Origin of the sequence: Paenibacillus caui, assembly GCF_019904135.1 — a bacterium.
Lineage (GTDB): Bacteria > Bacillota > Bacilli > Paenibacillales > Paenibacillaceae > Fontibacillus > Fontibacillus caui.
The window spans coordinates 71,129-86,348 of record NZ_JAIOGQ010000021.1; the positions used below are offsets into that span (position 1 = coordinate 71,129).

Genomic DNA, 15,220 nt, shown 5'->3' on the forward strand with positions numbered 1-15,220 from the left:
TGGTATCATAATGATTGCCGTCAGGGACTATAGGCGGACAATGTTATTATTTATAGCATTTCGGAGGAAAGAGCACGATGAAAGAACATGAAGAAAACGGGTTTTTGTTTAATGTAGATATTCTTATAAAGAGCTCGGCGAATGCTCAGGCCCTTCAGCTGCTCCTCCAACTGCTTAATAACCATCAGGGTGAGGTTGCCGATTATCGCATTAAATCAGGCATTGAGCTCGGTGAAATTATTGAAGCTTCACTTGCGGCAAAACGAAAATCGATGGTTTCTTCCCAAGTCAAGCGAAAAGAAGCCCGAAGCAAGCCGGATGAAGCAGGCAAGCATCTGACCGCGGCGGGGGGGAATCCTGTCGGAGAATGGATTCAATCCTACATTTCCAGCAATCGTCTGGTTAGGGTCCTCATTGATGGTCCGAAAGGACGCCTGAGCATCCCATGCCGAATTCTGAATTATTTGCCCGAGAACGAGATCATTAATGTTTACCATGTAGACGAGAAGCAGGTTTACACCTACAAGCTGAATGAGATTATCGACATTTTGGATGCATGAATCAATACGAATAAATCAAAGCGGACATCCCTTGCGGTTCAAGGCTATGTCCGCTTTTTCCTACGTTCTTTTCATTCCGGCGAGTGCGATCATTATCCATCCGGCAATAAACGCAATACCGCCAAACGGAGTAATGATGCCCAAGGCTTTGACACCGGTAATGCTGAGCAAATACAAGCTTCCCGAAAATAGAATAATTCCGGCGAGCAATAGACGCGCTCCGAGCAGCAATCTGGAGGACTCTCCCCAAACGTTCGCCAGAAGGGCAACGATCAGAAGGCCAAGTGCATGAAACATATGATACTGGACCCCGGTTTCGTAAGTCTTCAAGGCGGTTTCGCCGATAACGGGTTTAAGCCCGTGCGCTCCAAAGGCACCGATCGCCACCGCCAGCATGCACATAAAGGCGCCAATCGCGATATACTTGCGTCCCATCTTTACACCTTCCCCTCCTTTTTTCTAAACTCGAACCCTTTTATTTTAGCGCAAAAACAGCGGGCTTTTCCATTCCAATTCGTCATCTTCTAACAAAACCGGCTTGCATTTTCCTTCATAATATTGAAAAATGAACAAGAATAAGACTCTGAGACCAAAGGAGATGTGATCATGGATTACGAATATCCTCAGGGAGAAAATCGTCCCCCTTTCCCCTACCGTCCCGAAGAGCAGCAGGAAAGCGAGCCGAGAAGAAAACATTCCGGTCCCGGTATCGCTTCCTTCATTATGAGTTTACTCACTATCGCGGGTTATATTGCCGGACTGTCCTTGACGTTCGTGACACTGCACCGGATTGGGGAAGCGGAGTTGTCGGAAGAAATACTCATGAATCAGCAGGGATTTGTCATCAGCGTATTTGTGGTAATCGCCAGTGTCGTCATTAATATTGCCGGCATCATTCTGGCCATTATCGGACTGGCGCTGAAGAATCGCAAGAAGGTCTTTTCCGTGCTTGGTTTGGTTTTTGGACTGCTGCCGCTGATCATTCTGATTTTGCTGTTTATTATCGGAATTACGGTCGCCGGAACGAGCGATCTCCAGATGTAGCTCCTTGCTTTAAACCCATTATTGGAGAAAGGTGATTCGCAATGAATCAAATTAAAATTTTCGCTGACAGCACATGCGATCTGTCTGCGGAGCTGATCAGGCAATACGATATCGGCATCGTTCCTTTATATGTAACTTTTGATCAGGACACTTTCCGCGATGGCGTTGATCTGACACCTGCCCAGCTTTATGCCAAAGTTGACGAATCAGGCAGGCTTCCATTAACGGCGGCCCCCGCGCCTTCCGATTTCATGCAAGCCTTCGAACCATTTTTGGATCAAGGAGACCACATTCTTTATATTAGCCTGTCGTCCGAATTATCTTCTACTTATCAAAATGCGGTCATTGCTGCAAATGAATACGAAGACGGCCGGGTGACCGTGTTTGATTCGCTTAATCTCTCCACCGGAATCGGCATCCAGGTTCTTAAAGCGGCAAGGGCTGCGCAAGCAGGGCACACCGTCCCTCAAATCATTGAGTTATTGACTACGATTCGCCCAAAAGTGGAAACGGAATTTATCATCGATTCCCTTGACTATTTACATAAGGGAGGTCGCTGCTCCGGCATGCAGAGCGTTGTCGCCAGTCTGCTTAAAATCCGTCCTGTGATCAAAGTGATTAACGGCAAGATGACGCCTGCTTACAAAGTGCGGGGCAGCCGTGAAAAAGCTTTTGAACAGATGGTCGGAAACGCGCTCGGCAAGCTCGAAGTGATGGATAAGGACACTTTGTTCATTACGGACTCCGTAGCGCGGGAAGACGCGAACAATCTTCGTCAAATGCTTCAGGACAAGGTTCAGCCGCAGGAAATATTTCTGACAGAAGCCGGCTGCGTCATTTCCAGCCACTGCGGTCCAAAAACGATTGGCATCATTTATTTGACTAAATAACCTAAATTTCCATACAGGAGGAACCGTTATGACATTAAAAGGAAAAACAGCAATAATCACGGGAGCAGGCAAAGGAATCGGCCGGGCCGTCGCTCAGGCGCTGGCTGCTGAGGGCGTAAACCTGGGCTTGATTGCAAGAACCGCCAAAGACCTGAAGCAATTGCAAGAGGAACTTTCCGGCACTTACGGCGTAAAGATTGCCAGCAGCGTCTCGGACATTTCCGACCGCCATCAGGCTGAGGCCGCAGTCGCTTCGCTTCAGACGGAGCTCGGCGCGATTGATATCCTGATCAATAATGCGGGAATTCTCAAACTGGGCAAGCTGGTTGATATGGATCCCGAGGATTGGGAAAAAATTGTGCAGGTGAATCTCATGGGCACCTATTATGTAACACGTGCGGCCCTTCCTGCCATGCTGCAGCAAAACAGCGGAGATATCATCAATGTCTCTTCGACGGCTGGAGAACGCGGATTTGCTACCGGCTCCGCCTACTGCGCATCCAAGTTTGCGGTGCTCGGGCTGACTGAAGCGCTGATGCAGGAAGTCCGCAAGTCCAACATCCGGGTTACCGCTCTTACGCCAAGCACGGTGAATACGCCGCTGGCTGCGGGAGCCGGCCTGCCGATCGGCGACGAAGACCGCATGATGCAGCCGGAAGACGTGGCGCAGCTGATTGTAGCGGGGCTTAAGCTTCCTTCCCGGGTTATCCTGAAAACTGCGGGCATTTGGACAACCAATCCCCAATAAGCAGGGATATGGCACGAAAGAAAGGCAGGCGTCCAAAGACGTCTGCCTTTCTTGTTGTTGAATCCCGGGATCAGCTCGCGCATTAGCTGCGCATTACCCCCCGGCTTTTAGCCAAGTTTGGTATGCGGATGGAGCTTCAAGCCTTCCTCTTTGCGCGGTCTCCGCTCGCCCGGAGGCTTGATCGTGACGGCAATGAGGAACGAGATGACACACAGAACGGCGATGACTATAAAGGTAACCTCGAATCCGCCAAGAAGCGCGGCGATAAAGGAACCCGACAATGCGCCGAGGCCGAAGCCCTGATAAATGACGCCGTAGTTTTTGCTGTGATTTTTAAGTCCAAAAAAGTCGCCGACGATGGCCGGGAATACCGTGATGTTGCCGCCGAAGCAAAAGGCGATCGCAGCTACGGATACAAAGAACAAGGTATAATTAAGCTGCATAAAGCTTAAAACCGATACCGCTCCTGCTGTAACCAGCATCGTTCCGCAAACCACCTTGATCCGTCCGACCCGGTCCGACAGCGCGCCGAGAATAATACGACCGAGCGTATTAAAAATGGCGATCATCGCAACCGCATTGGCTGCAGCGGTTAAATTCAGGCCCGCCATCTGAACCCCGATATCTTTTACAATCCCGATCAGATACAAACCGCTCATGCATGCGGTGAAAAATATGATAAACAGCAAATAAGCTTCCTTGGTGCGCAGCATTTCTTTTACCGTATAATCTTTGGCAACCGGTTTTGCAGCAGAAACGGCGCCTTTATTACTTAAGGGGGCAACAACCGCATCCCGCAAAAGAAATGAACCGCCCACGATCATCACCAGAACTATAATTCCCCAATACATAAAGGCCTGGGACACGCCTGCCGATCCAATCAGCTCGCCGTTGATGTATTTGAAGATCAGGCTGCCCGTACCGTAAGCCCCTACGGAAATGCCGGATATCAATCCTTTTTTGTTTGGAAACCATTTAATCAGATTGGACAGCGAAGTGATGTAAGCCGTCCCGTCAGCCCAACCGACGATAAGTCCTGCGAGCAGGTAAATGAGTCCGAGCGATGAAGCCTGTGAACTGAGGATAAGCCCTGCGCCAAGCACAATTCCCGATGCTGCAACCAGTTTTCTGATGCCGATCTTTTCCTGGATTTTTCCGGCGAACAACGTGGCCAGAGCAAGCGCAAAGCTTGTAATGGAAAAGGTGACCGAAACGTTTTTAAGGTCAAAGCCGAAACGGTCTGCCAGGGGCTGATTGAACAAGCTCCAGGTGTAAATCGTTCCCAAACCCATTTGAACAATAATCGTTCCCACCACAATAAGCCACCGTTTTACAGGTTGTGTACTCATACGATCTCCTTCTTTCCGCCTTTGTTCTTTGTTGTTATCTTAGGATTGGAAAGCGGCCGGCATCGTATTCCGTATGTTACACTTTTCACAACATATAACGGCTGCTTTCCCTTGTCCTGTCTTCATTATATAGCAGGCAAGAAACGAGGGAGCAAAATCGGAACGAAATGCAGAAAACGGGGAATGAACGGCAGTTAAATATGCATAATCTGCCGAAACTCCTTAACTTTGCTCCGGCTGACCGGCACTTCATATTCCAAATCGCGCAGCCGCAGAATGTACGTATTGTTAAACCACGGAATAATTTCTCTGATTTTGGATAAATTCACGATAAAAGACCGATGGCAGCGAAAAAATTGATCCTGGGGCAGCCTGCCGTGAAACTCCGTGATGCTCATCTGCATCACGTATTCCTCATGTTTCGTATAGACAAGAGTGACTTTTTCCTGCGCGGAGGCGTAATAAATATCGTTGATGTCGGTCACAATTATTTTTTCATTCTTCTAAAGGTTCACTGTCTGGTTGGCCGTGCCGGCAAAAGCTACAGGCTCCGCAGCCGGTTCCGGTTCTTCGGATTTCCCGGCGGTAATACCCGAATTCCGGGCTTTGGCAGACATCTCGCGATCCCGGTTGTAAGCCGCTTCAAGCTTTTGCAGCATGCCTATGATGCGCGATTCGGGATAAGGCTTCAGGATATAATCAAACGCCTCGATTTCAAAGGCCTCCACCGCATGTTCCTTGTAAGCGGTAATAAAGACGATATACGGTTTTTTGCTGAATTTGCTAATATTCTGAGCCAGCAGAACGCCGTCCAGGGACGGGATATTGATATCCAGAAAAATAACGTCGACTTCATTTTGCTGCAAAAATTTCAAAACATCCAGGCCGTCTTCAAAGCTGCCCACGATTTCTATATTGCTGTGGGTTCTGATCAAATAGTTAAGCTCTTCCCTGGCCAAAAATTCGTCTTCAACAGTAATAGCTCTCATGATTTCACCCTGTTTATAAAAAAATAGACTTCCGTTCCCGGTTCCAGCATGCGGATATGCAGACCTTCTCCATAAATCAGTTTGACCCGCTCATGTACATTGGAGAGGCCGATTCTGGCGGAGGGCATTTCCCCGGAAATGATTTTTCGGATAATCTCCGGGTCTATACCGGGCCCGCTGTCCGAAACGGATATACGTACACGGTTTCCCAATTCTTCAACTTTAAGGGTAACCGTTCCGGCGCCTTTTCCTTTCAAAATGCCATGGACAATCGCGTTCTCAACCAAAGGCTGCAGCAGCAGGCTCGGCATCATAACCTCAACCTCATCGATTTCATAAACTACGTTCAGCTTGTTGCCAAAACGGGCCATTTCGATTTCAACGTAATCGCGGACCTGTTGAAGCTCTTTTTTCATATCGATCAGTTCATCGTTCAGTTCCAGATTATAACGAAGATAACTGGACAAGCTGATGATCAGCTCCCTGGCCTTGTCGGGATTTATCCTGATCAAGGAAGAAATGGCATTCAGCGAGTTAAACAGGAAATGAGGGTTGATTTTGGTCTGAAGCGCCTTAAGCTCCGCCTTATTGGCCATCTCCCGCATCTGTTCTATTCGGGATACCTCAAGCTGCGTAGAGATCATCTGTGACAGCCCGACGGCCATGGCCTGAAGAGAGTATGTAATTTTGTGCGCTTTGCGGTAATAGATTTTTAGCGCTCCGGTCACCTCGCCTTTTTCTTTCAGCGGAATAATGATCAGGGACTGGATCTCCGGCGTCTTCTCATCCGCGTCCTTGTTTCGGATCGTGATTTGCCCGCTTCTTATGCTTTGCTTGGAAGCCTCCGTAATAATTTCGTGGCCAATGTTGTATCTTTCCTCGCCGGTCCCCACATAAGCAAGAATGACCTTCGTATCGGTCAGCGCAACGGCATCCGCCCCGATCTCGTTTTTGATAATGGTACAGATCGTCGCCAGCGACTCCGGATTGATGTGTCTGAAGTAGGGTAAAGTTTTACTCGCAATATCGAGAGCAAGCTTGGCCTGTCTTGCCGCCACCAACTCCTTCTCGCCTTCCACGCTTTGAACGAGCAGCACGATGAGCCCTACGCTCAATTCCCCCGCAATCATCGGGAGAGCGATTTTGGAGACAATTTCCGCCCCCAGCGAATGAGGCTCGGCGAACAAGTAAATCAACACCATCGTTAGCGTTTCACAGATCATACCCGCGGCAATCCCTAAGCTCCATCTGTGCCGCTTTGGAACCCGGGTGTTAATATAACCGGATACAACCCCTGCAATCACGCTTGTAATCAGACAGGGTATCGAGGTCACCCCGTGTATATCGATGAAGTACCTGTGAATCCCGGAAACAATCCCGGTTACAATACCTACCCAGGGACCGAACAGAATGCCTCCGGAGATGATGGCCACAATTCTGATATTGACAAGGGAACCTTCCACGTTAATCCCCGAATAGGTTCCAAATATCGCAAACAGCGAGAAAATAAGCGCAACCACGCTGAGCTCCTGCACGGAATGGCTCGTCTTCTGAAGAAGCTCTCTGAAACGCGTAATGCGCTCAAAAAGAACAGGCACATCAGCAGCAGCGCCGACCGTTCAAACAATTGAAGCAGCATCACTAACATGTTTGTTTCATCCAATGCCTAATCCTCCCTATATACAACAAACAAGCAGCAGATGGCTCTTCTGTCGAAAAGTCGGCTCTGCTGCTTGTTAGGCTGGGTTCCGGACATCAATCAATAGTAAGGAGCCATCATCAAATATACGATGACGCCTGTAAGACTGACATACAACCAGATGGGCATCGTCCAGCGGACAATCTTTTTATGCTTGCCAACCTGCATCGTCCAGCCCCATACCAAAGCGAAAAGCGCAAGCGGAACCACAACCGCCGCCAGGAAGCTGTGCGAAATCAGAATGAAGAAGTAAACAGGACGGATAAAGCCTTCCCCTCCATATTTGGCCGTTTCCGGAGAGATATAATGGAACGTCAAATAGGAAACAAGGAAGAGCAGCGTCGACGTAAAGGCCAGCAGAATAAATACTTTGTGCACGCGGATATTTTTCTTCAAAATGGCGATCAGTCCCGCAATGAGAAAAATAAAAGTAAAGCTGTTGAAGATCGCATTCAGTCTCGGAAAGATCGTCAAGTCAAAATCAACCGCTCCCTGGTACCCGATGGGCGAGAAGAACAGAAGCAAAATAATAATGTTGGCAATGACCGACACCGTGATGATGAGTCCGGTGAAATTTTTCGAGCTTCTTGCTGCGTTGTTATATTGATCCGGATTATGATTCATGTTTAAGGCTCTCCTATTGGGATTCTTGTTTATGTCAATTATATATTGCTTTCAAATCGCTTGTTAAGTGACAAAACATCGACTTTTTGGCGAAAAAGAAATGATTTGAGTTTCACGTCAGGTTTCTGTTCCGTCTCTCACCGGATGTTTTGGCGAAATATCCTTCGATCGTCCGGCTGGCCCAAAGCGACAACCCCACAAACAAGGCAACATAAACCAGCTTGTACGGATGACGTATGAATTCATAAAAATCATGTCCGATATAGGAAACCGACATCACCATAACGGCTTTGCCGAAAACGACGGCAATCAGATAGGAACGAACCTGCATCCGGGCAGCCGCTGCGGCCATGTTTACGATGACAAACGGTCCAACCGGAAAAAGACTGAGCAGGAACACGTAGCTGAACCCGCGGGTTCGAATCCAGTTCATGCTCCGCTGAATCTTAGGTTTCCGTAACCACTTCTGCATAAAAGGGATCTCCGCCATTTTCCTCACAATCAGAAAAGTGGTCATGCAGCCGCCGACTATGCCAATCCAGGAGTACAGAAACCCCAGCCACATTCCGTACACAGCAGCATTGATGCCTACAATCAGCATAGTAGGAAGCGGAGGTACAAATGATTTCATAAAAGTCAGCAAAATGCCCGGAAGGGGACCGAAGGATCGGTAGCGATCCATGAGCTCTCTAATATTTTCTTCTGTGAAATAGGACATTATACTATGTGCCAACACCAGCTTCGCCCTCTCCTTTTCATTGCCTGTGAATTCCGGTACATAGGCTGCCGCGCATGAAACGACTTAAATTAATTAAACAGTGGTAAACTGTCTTCCCGATTATATATAATAGGGACTAGATTGTACAGAAAGGGTGTTGATCCATTTATGAAATTTGGCGAATACCGATATGAACGTCCTGATGTTGACAAACTCAAACAGGATTTTACCAGTCTGCTGGCAACTTTGAATGCTGCCGCTACATTGGAAGAACAAAGAGCTTCCTTTGCCCAAATCAATAAGCTCCGCAGCGAATTTGACACCATGCAGCAACTGGTTAGTGTTCGGCACTCCATCGATACGACTGATGCATTTTATAAAGCCGAACAAGACTATATGGATGAAATCGGACCTGTCATCCAAGAGTACATAACCGAATATTACAAGGCAATCGTAAATTCCAAGTACAGAGCCGAGCTCGAGCAGGAATGGGGGACGCAGCTGTTCCAGCTTGCCGAAGTTTCGCTTCGCACGTTCAGTCCGGAAATCATTGAGGATTTGCAGCTCGAGAACAAACTTTCAACGGAATACTCCCAGCTCATTGCGTCCGCCAAAATTCCGTTCGAAGGCGAGGAACGCACGCTGCCTCAGCTCGCTCCGTTTGAATTGTCCACGGACCGCGAAATGAGAAAACGCGCTTCCGAAGCCAGATATGGCTTTATGTCTGAACACGAGCCGGACTTCGACCGCATTTATGACGAGCTCGTCAAGGTCCGCACCCGTATTGCCAAAAAGCTTGGGTACAACAGTTTTGTTGAACTGGGCTATGACCGCATGATGCGCACTGATTATAACGCCGAAATGGTAGCCAATTTTCGCAAACAGGTTCTTGAGCATATCGTTCCGGTTGCCCAGAAGCTGAAGCAACGCCAGGCTGAGCGTTTGGGGCTTGATGAGTTGAAATACTACGACGAGAACTTCAATTTCAAAACCGGGAACGCTACCCCGAAAGGCGATCCGGACTGGATAGTAGCGAACGGCGCCAAGATGTACCATGAGCTCTCTCCGGAGATGGACGAATTCTTTACCTTTATGCTGGACAACGATCTCATGGATCTGGTAAGCAAGAAAGGCAAGCAGGGCGGCGGCTACTGCACCTACTTCAGCGAATACCAGGCTCCGTTTATTTTTTCCAATTTCAATGGAACCTCCGGGGATATTGACGTCCTGACCCATGAAGCCGGCCATGCTTTCCAGGCCTATGAAAGCCGTAATTTCAAAGTGCCTGAATATGCTTTCCCGACCTATGAAGCGGCTGAAATCCACTCCATGAGCATGGAATTTTTCACCTGGCCTTGGATGAATCTGTTCTTTAAAGAAGACGCCGGCAAGTACCGGTTCAATCATTTGGCGGACTGTCTGCAGTTTATTCCTTACGGGGTTTCCGTCGATGAATTCCAGCACTTTGTTTACAGCAACCCGGAAGCGACCCCGACCGAGCGTAAACAGGCGTGGCGGGAAATCGAGAAGAAATATTTGCCGCACCGCAATTATGACGGCAACGCTTATCTGGAGCAAGGCGGTTTCTGGCAAAAGCAAGGACATATTTTTGGCGCGCCGTTCTATTACATTGATTATACGTTGGCCCAACTCTGCGCCTTCCAGTTCTGGAAACGTTCGAACGAAGATTTCAAAACCGCCTGGAGCGATTATTTACAGCTCTGCCAAGCCGGAGGAAGCCAATCCTTCCTCAAGCTGGTTGAGCTCGCCGGGCTGATCTCGCCTTTTAAAGACGGCTGCATCCGTTCCGTTATCGGAGATATCGAAAGCTGGCTGAACGGCGTTAACGATAAAGAGTTATAACAGCACTAAAAGAAGCGGTCCTGCCCTGAGGCAAGGATCGCTTTTTTTTGTATTCTCTTTCTTTTTCCTAAAGTTTAAAACTCCGCTTGCAGAACCTGCTTGATCTGAACGATTGCTTCATCCACATTGGCCGCCCGGATCATTACGCGCCGCTCTTGTTCAATTTCTCTCGCTGTATATTCGTAACGAGGATCATAGTAGTGAACCAGCAGCATCTCTACTGCCTCGGCGAACCGCCCGCTTTGCAAGTAAATGTCGATCTCCTTGGCAATGGGAGTATGAATCCGCTCCTTAATTTTTTTGAAAGCCGACATACATTGTTCATGGTGGGAAGCCGGGGCATAATCCAGCAGAATTTGCCGCACCCGCTCCTCCATCGGAAGTTCGACCCATAACTGGATCCCCTCTTCTTTTTTGCGGGCCAGAAAATCCGGCATCGTTACTTTTCCAATCCGTTTGCTTTCCGCTTCCAGCAGCACATAGGGCGAATGTTGAACCTGAAGCAACCCCTGCAGCAGCAGAGAATCAAAGGTTTTCTGATTATGAGGCACGAGTCCGATTTGTCCGAACACCGATCCGCGATGGCCTGCCATCGCTTCCAGATCCAGCACCGGGTAGCCCTCTTCTTTAAGCTTTCGCAAAATAGACGTTTTTCCCGATCCGGTGTTCCCGCCCAGGACGACGGCTTGCGGCTTCATCTCAAAATGCTCGAGCTCGTCAACCACCCATCTTCGATAGGAACGTATTCCGCCGTCCAGGCGCCTAACGTGAACGTCCATTAATGTCAGCAGCGTTGCCGTCGTGCGGCTTCGCATGCCGCCCCGCCAGCAGAACACGACCTTGTCGCCCTGGATTGCTTGAAACTGCCTTATAAAAGATGGCAGCTTGGCGGAAACGATCTCCAGTCCCCGCTGTTTGGCTGCGTCCACGCTTACCTGTTTATACAAGGTTCCGATTTCGGCGCGCTCTTCATCATTGAACAGCGGGATATTAACGCTTCCGGGAATCGTGGATTCTTCAAACTCGGAAGGTGAGCGAACATCGATGGTTGTCACCTCATGCTGATTTTGCTTCTCAAGAAGCTCTTCTATATTAATATCTTTAAACAAACCTACCCGCCCCTTGTTTCCATCTTGTTGCCGCCCGCAACTTCTATATTAAATCACCTGAATGTGACCCGGATGATCTTCGGTCACTTCTCCTATTAACGAGGCTTCCACCCCTGCCTTTTTCAAGGCGTCCAATAGAGCGCCGCTTTCCGCGCCTGCAACAGAAATGAGCAGGCCTCCAGAAGTTACAGCATCGCAAAGCATCCACTGACCGATTTGATCCAGTCCTTCCGGGAAGGTGACCGAGCCTTCAAGATGGGCAAAGTTATTTTTGGTTCCGCCAGGTACAAATCCGGCTTCTGCAAGCTCTCTTACCCGAGGCAGGAAAGGCACCTGGTCCTTGCTGATGATAATGCCTGTTCCGCTTCCCTTTGCCATTTCGGAGGCATGTCCAAGCAGTCCAAATCCGGTAACATCCGTACATGCGTGCACTTCATAGGGCTCCATGGTCTCGGCGGCGGTCTTGTTCAAAGTGGTCATGACACGGGTCACCCTCGCCACTTCTTCCTCATTCAGCTGATCCTTCTTGATGGATGTCGTCAATATCCCGACCCCGATCGGCTTCGTCAGAATCAGCTTGTCCCCCGCTTTGGCGCCCGCATTGGTCCGCACACGATCGGGATGAACAAGCCCCGTTACGGCAAGACCGAATTTGGGTTCTTTGTCGTCTATCGAGTGACCGCCTACCAGCGTAACCCCGGCTTCCTTCAATTTATCCCCGGCTCCTCTCAATATCTCCGACAGAACCGCTTTATCAAGCGTATGAATCGGGAATGCAACAATATTAAGAGCCGTCAGCGGCTTCCCACCCATAGCATAAATATCGCTGATCGCGTTGGCTGCCGCTACCTGTCCGAAATCATACGGATCATCAACAATCGGCGTGAAAAAATCGACCGTCTGTACCAGGGCAAGCTCGTCTGTAAGACGATATACACCCGCGTCGTCGCTTGTATCCAGTCCCACAAGCAGATCCGGATTTGGTTCAGCAGGCGGAAGGCTGCGAATTACCTGTGCCAGATCGGCAGGTCCGATTTTGCAGCCGCAGCCTCCTTTTGAGGACAACAAAGTCAATTTTATTTTGTCTTGCAATGGCATAAAGATCATCCTTTCTTAAACTATCTATCAAAAGCTGGCATCCAGCTCCAAACTATCCTCAAACAGTATACCACTAAAGAATTACCGGAAAAAATGCTCTTTATTATGTTATACTATCATTCTGACATCATTTTAATAGAAAGTGGCGGTTAACATGGTTCAACTCACGGATTCATCCCCTGCGTCTCACCGCAATTATAAAGCAGCCATACTTGCGGTAATTTTTGTGCTCATTGCCGTGGCCGGACTGGCTTATGTCAAATGGTGGCCCTATTACGGCAAAGCGTTTAAGGCGGCAGCCGAGCATTCCATCGGCTCCTCGATCATAAGCGGCAGCTCGGAAACTGCACCTGCTCCTTCATGGTCAGCAGCTGTAGATTACGCAGCCGCTTATTTTAAATCGGTATGGAAAGCTGCGGTGCTTGGCATCCTGCTAGGTTCGCTTGTGCAAGTGCTTCTGCCGGGACAATGGCTGCTCAAAGTGCTTGGCAAAGCCACATTTAAAAGCACCGCGATTGGCGGTATTGCTTCTCTGCCCGCTATGATGTGCACCTGCTGTGCTGCACCGATTGCCGTCGGACTTCGCAAAAAGGATGTCTCTGTAGGTTCGAGTCTCGCCTTTTGGCTCGGCAATCCGACCATTAATCCGGCGACTCTCATTTTCATGACCTTTGTCCTGTCCTGGAAGTTTACGCTGCTCAGGCTGATCTTCGGCATCGCTCTCACCTTTGGTGTAAGCTACTTCGCCAATCGTTTCGCCGAAGACGCCAAAGTTCCTGACGAAGTGCTCTCTTCCGTTCAAGAGAACACTCAGGCCGATAACAAGCCTTTTCTTATACGTTGGGTTAAAAACATCGGCAGCATGCTGTTAAGCATTGTCCCTGCCTATCTGATCTTTGTTCTTATTCTTGGAGCAGCCCGGGCCTGGCTTTTCCCCGAAATCGGCATTAGCGAAGGAAACCATTTGCTCGCTATTATCGGATTTGCCATTGCCGGCATGCTGTTTGTCATTCCGACTGCAGCCGAAATTCCGATCATTCAGTCGTTCATGTCCTTCGGCCTTGGAGCGGGTCCTGCAGGCGCTTTATTGCTGACGCTACCGGCTGTAAGCCTGCCGTCCCTGCTGATGATTTCCCGTTCCTACCCGAGAAAGGTCATTGCCTTTGTTGCTTCATCTGTTGTCGTGCTGGGCATTTTATGCGGCCTGTCTGCAATGCTCATCCTTTAAGAACTAAGGTAAAATGTAAAAGCCCGCTTATCGTTTGAGGATAAACGGGCTTTTTTGGGTTTCAATCATCAGGTTGATCGTATAAAAAAAGTACCAAGATGCTGGCATCTTAGGCACTATAGCTTTATGTATAAAATTGGAGCGGACGACGGGAATCGAACCCGCGACCCTCGCCTTGGCAAGGCGATGCTCTACCGCTGAGCCACGTCCGCATAATGCAATTAAGAAAAGTGAGCCATGAAGGACTCGAACCTTCGACACCCTGATTAAAAGTCAGGTGCTCTACCAACTGAGCTAATGGCTCTCAGATAAGGACTTTCCGAAAAAATGTTCGGATTTACCTTGAATCTTGGACTTCACTTAAGAGTGAAGTGGCTGGGGATATAGGATTCGAACCTATGCATGACGGAGTCAAAGTCCGTTGCCTTACCGCTTGGCTAATCCCCAATCTTTATGAATGGGGCGATCGATGGGGATCGAACCCACGAATGCCGGAGCCACAATCCGGTGCGTTAACCACTTCGCCACGACCGCCATAACAAACCAAATTGCGGGGGCAGGATTTGAACCTGCGGCCTTCGGGTTATGAGCCCGACGAGCTACCGGGCTGCTCCACCCCGCGTCAGTAAAAAGGTATTCTGTTGTTACCGGGGTCCTTCGAATAGCAACCGGAATTACTATAAAGGACATTTTCACTTTTGGAATACGATGGTGGAGCCAAGGAGGATCGAACTCCTGACCTCCTGCTTGCAAGGCAGGCGCTCTCCCAGCTGAGCTATGGCCCCATATTTCCAATTAGTGCTCTGTTGAAGCACATTTTGTATGTAGTTATCTGGTGGGCCCTAGTGGACTCGAACCACCGACCTCACCCTTATCAGGGGTGCGCTCTAACCAGCTGAGCTAAGGGCCCAAACCATTACACACTCACAAAAAAATTCCCAAAAGGGAATCCGCTTGGCGGCGTCCTACTCTCCCAGGACCCTTCGGTCCAAGTACCATCGGCGCTGGAGGGCTTAACGGTCGTGTTCGGGATGGGTACGTGTGGAACCCCTCCGCCATCGCCACCAAACGGGCATTTGTATAACAAATGCTTGTTTCAAGCTTGATCGCTTGAAAACTGGATACGAAACTTCTTTGCGTCTTAGCCCCGCCAGTTTTCACTTAGTGGGGTTTGTTTTGGATAAGCCCTCGACCGATTAGTACTGGTCAGCTCCATGCATTGCTGCACTTCCACCCCCAGCCTATCTACCTCGTCGTCTTCAAGGGGTCTTACGATTTGGGAAATCTCATCTTGAGGGGGG

Annotated in this window: 12 protein-coding genes, 7 tRNA genes, 2 rRNA genes and 2 pseudogenes; 6 read left to right on the forward strand and 17 right to left on the reverse strand. The window is 49.1% G+C overall.

Going from position 1 to position 15,220, the window contains the following annotated elements; all coding sequences use genetic code 11:
* Positions 1-77: 77 nt before the first annotated feature.
* A complete protein-coding gene (locus K7397_RS13630; RefSeq protein ID WP_223068499.1) occupies positions 78-560 on the forward strand; it encodes a hypothetical protein in 483 nt (160 codons plus the stop codon).
* 60 nt (positions 561-620) lie between these two features.
* Here the strand turns inward: K7397_RS13630 and K7397_RS13635 are convergent, their stop codons facing one another.
* Positions 621-995, reverse strand: coding sequence for a DUF423 domain-containing protein (locus K7397_RS13635; protein ID WP_223068500.1), 375 nt, complete (start codon positions 993-995; stop codon positions 621-623).
* A gap of 171 nt (positions 996-1,166) precedes the next feature.
* Here K7397_RS13635 and K7397_RS13640 point away from each other — a divergent pair, with 171 nt between their 5' ends.
* From K7397_RS13640 to K7397_RS13650, 3 genes are read left to right on the forward strand one after another with little or no spacing between them, the layout of a single operon-like run.
* Entirely contained in the window at positions 1,167-1,604 is a 438-nt protein-coding gene (locus tag K7397_RS13640; protein WP_223068501.1) for a hypothetical protein, read from the forward strand.
* A gap of 41 nt (positions 1,605-1,645) precedes the next feature.
* The gene (locus tag K7397_RS13645) at positions 1,646-2,494 is read left to right on the forward strand and encodes a DegV family protein (protein WP_223068502.1); all 849 of its coding nucleotides are present in this window, start codon (positions 1,646-1,648) and stop codon (positions 2,492-2,494) included.
* 28 nt (positions 2,495-2,522) lie between these two features.
* Positions 2,523-3,242, forward strand: a complete 720-nt coding sequence (locus K7397_RS13650; RefSeq protein ID WP_223068503.1) for a 3-ketoacyl-ACP reductase — start codon at positions 2,523-2,525, stop codon at positions 3,240-3,242.
* A 107-nt stretch (positions 3,243-3,349) separates the two neighbouring features.
* Here K7397_RS13650 and K7397_RS13655 read toward each other — a convergent pair whose 3' ends face one another.
* From K7397_RS13655 to K7397_RS13675, 5 genes and pseudogenes are all read right to left on the reverse strand, one after another.
* The gene (locus tag K7397_RS13655) at positions 3,350-4,591 is read right to left on the reverse strand and encodes an L-lactate MFS transporter (RefSeq protein ID WP_223068504.1); all 1,242 of its coding nucleotides are present in this window, start codon (positions 4,589-4,591) and stop codon (positions 3,350-3,352) included.
* 194 nt (positions 4,592-4,785) lie between these two features.
* Positions 4,786-5,580 (reverse strand): annotated as a pseudogene (locus K7397_RS13660) (LytR/AlgR family response regulator transcription factor).
* Positions 5,577-7,228 (reverse strand): annotated as a pseudogene (locus K7397_RS13665) (LytS/YhcK type 5TM receptor domain-containing protein). Before K7397_RS13665 ends, K7397_RS13660 begins: the two co-directional pseudogenes overlap by 4 nt.
* 111 nt (positions 7,229-7,339) lie before the next feature.
* A complete protein-coding gene (locus tag K7397_RS13670; protein WP_223068505.1) occupies positions 7,340-7,903 on the reverse strand; it encodes a DUF420 domain-containing protein in 564 nt (187 codons plus the stop codon).
* A 112-nt stretch (positions 7,904-8,015) separates the two neighbouring features.
* Positions 8,016-8,621, reverse strand: a complete 606-nt coding sequence (locus K7397_RS13675; protein WP_223068516.1) for a TVP38/TMEM64 family protein — start codon at positions 8,619-8,621, stop codon at positions 8,016-8,018.
* 168 nt (positions 8,622-8,789) lie between these two features.
* On the opposite strand from K7397_RS13675, the gene K7397_RS13680 reads away from it, so the two are divergent.
* On the forward strand, positions 8,790-10,484 hold the full coding sequence (locus tag K7397_RS13680) for a M3 family oligoendopeptidase (protein ID WP_223068506.1): 1,695 nt from the start codon (positions 8,790-8,792) through the stop codon (positions 10,482-10,484).
* Positions 10,485-10,558: 74 nt separating this feature from the next.
* Here K7397_RS13680 and mnmH read toward each other — a convergent pair whose 3' ends face one another.
* On the reverse strand, positions 10,559-11,593 hold the full coding sequence (gene mnmH / locus K7397_RS13685) for a tRNA 2-selenouridine(34) synthase MnmH (RefSeq protein ID WP_223068507.1): 1,035 nt from the start codon (positions 11,591-11,593) through the stop codon (positions 10,559-10,561).
* Between the two features lie 48 nt (positions 11,594-11,641).
* A complete protein-coding gene (gene selD / locus K7397_RS13690; protein ID WP_223068508.1) occupies positions 11,642-12,691 on the reverse strand; it encodes a selenide, water dikinase SelD in 1,050 nt (349 codons plus the stop codon).
* 154 nt (positions 12,692-12,845) lie between these two features.
* Here selD and K7397_RS13695 point away from each other — a divergent pair, with 154 nt between their 5' ends.
* A complete protein-coding gene (locus K7397_RS13695; RefSeq protein WP_223068509.1) occupies positions 12,846-13,919 on the forward strand; it encodes a permease in 1,074 nt (357 codons plus the stop codon).
* A gap of 137 nt (positions 13,920-14,056) precedes the next feature.
* On the opposite strand, the gene K7397_RS13700 is transcribed toward K7397_RS13695, so the two are convergent.
* From K7397_RS13700 to K7397_RS13740, 9 genes are all read right to left on the reverse strand, one after another.
* Positions 14,057-14,131: transfer RNA gene (locus K7397_RS13700), tRNA-Gly, on the reverse strand.
* Positions 14,132-14,150: 19 nt separating this feature from the next.
* Positions 14,151-14,223, reverse strand: a tRNA-Lys gene (locus K7397_RS13705).
* A gap of 68 nt (positions 14,224-14,291) precedes the next feature.
* Positions 14,292-14,366 (reverse strand) — tRNA-Gln (locus K7397_RS13710).
* An 11-nt stretch (positions 14,367-14,377) separates the two neighbouring features.
* A tRNA-His gene (locus K7397_RS13715) sits at positions 14,378-14,453 on the reverse strand.
* Positions 14,454-14,467: 14 nt separating this feature from the next.
* Positions 14,468-14,541: transfer RNA gene (locus tag K7397_RS13720), tRNA-Met, on the reverse strand.
* Positions 14,542-14,628: 87 nt separating this feature from the next.
* Positions 14,629-14,704: transfer RNA gene (locus tag K7397_RS13725), tRNA-Ala, on the reverse strand.
* Positions 14,705-14,752: 48 nt separating this feature from the next.
* Positions 14,753-14,829: transfer RNA gene (locus tag K7397_RS13730), tRNA-Ile, on the reverse strand.
* A gap of 42 nt (positions 14,830-14,871) precedes the next feature.
* Positions 14,872-14,988, reverse strand: a 5S ribosomal RNA gene (gene rrf / locus K7397_RS13735).
* Positions 14,989-15,095: 107 nt separating this feature from the next.
* A 23S ribosomal RNA gene (locus K7397_RS13740) occupies positions 15,096-15,220 on the reverse strand; the annotation flags it as partial.

Coding starts and splice junctions, on each gene's coding strand:
- selD (WP_223068508.1), bottom strand. CDS start 12,691: ATGCCATTGCAAGACAAAATAAAATTGACTTTGTTGTCCTCAAAAGGA.
- K7397_RS13630 (WP_223068499.1), top strand. CDS start 78: ATGAAAGAACATGAAGAAAACGGGTTTTTGTTTAATGTAGATATTCTT.
- K7397_RS13655 (WP_223068504.1), bottom strand. CDS start 4,591: ATGAGTACACAACCTGTAAAACGGTGGCTTATTGTGGTGGGAACGATT.
- K7397_RS13680 (WP_223068506.1), top strand. CDS start 8,790: ATGAAATTTGGCGAATACCGATATGAACGTCCTGATGTTGACAAACTC.
- K7397_RS13695 (WP_223068509.1), top strand. CDS start 12,846: ATGGTTCAACTCACGGATTCATCCCCTGCGTCTCACCGCAATTATAAA.
- K7397_RS13640 (WP_223068501.1), top strand. CDS start 1,167: ATGGATTACGAATATCCTCAGGGAGAAAATCGTCCCCCTTTCCCCTAC.
- K7397_RS13650 (WP_223068503.1), top strand. CDS start 2,523: ATGACATTAAAAGGAAAAACAGCAATAATCACGGGAGCAGGCAAAGGA.
- K7397_RS13635 (WP_223068500.1), bottom strand. CDS start 995: ATGGGACGCAAGTATATCGCGATTGGCGCCTTTATGTGCATGCTGGCG.
- K7397_RS13645 (WP_223068502.1), top strand. CDS start 1,646: ATGAATCAAATTAAAATTTTCGCTGACAGCACATGCGATCTGTCTGCG.
- K7397_RS13675 (WP_223068516.1), bottom strand. CDS start 8,621: ATGTCCTATTTCACAGAAGAAAATATTAGAGAGCTCATGGATCGCTAC.
- K7397_RS13670 (WP_223068505.1), bottom strand. CDS start 7,903: ATGAATCATAATCCGGATCAATATAACAACGCAGCAAGAAGCTCGAAA.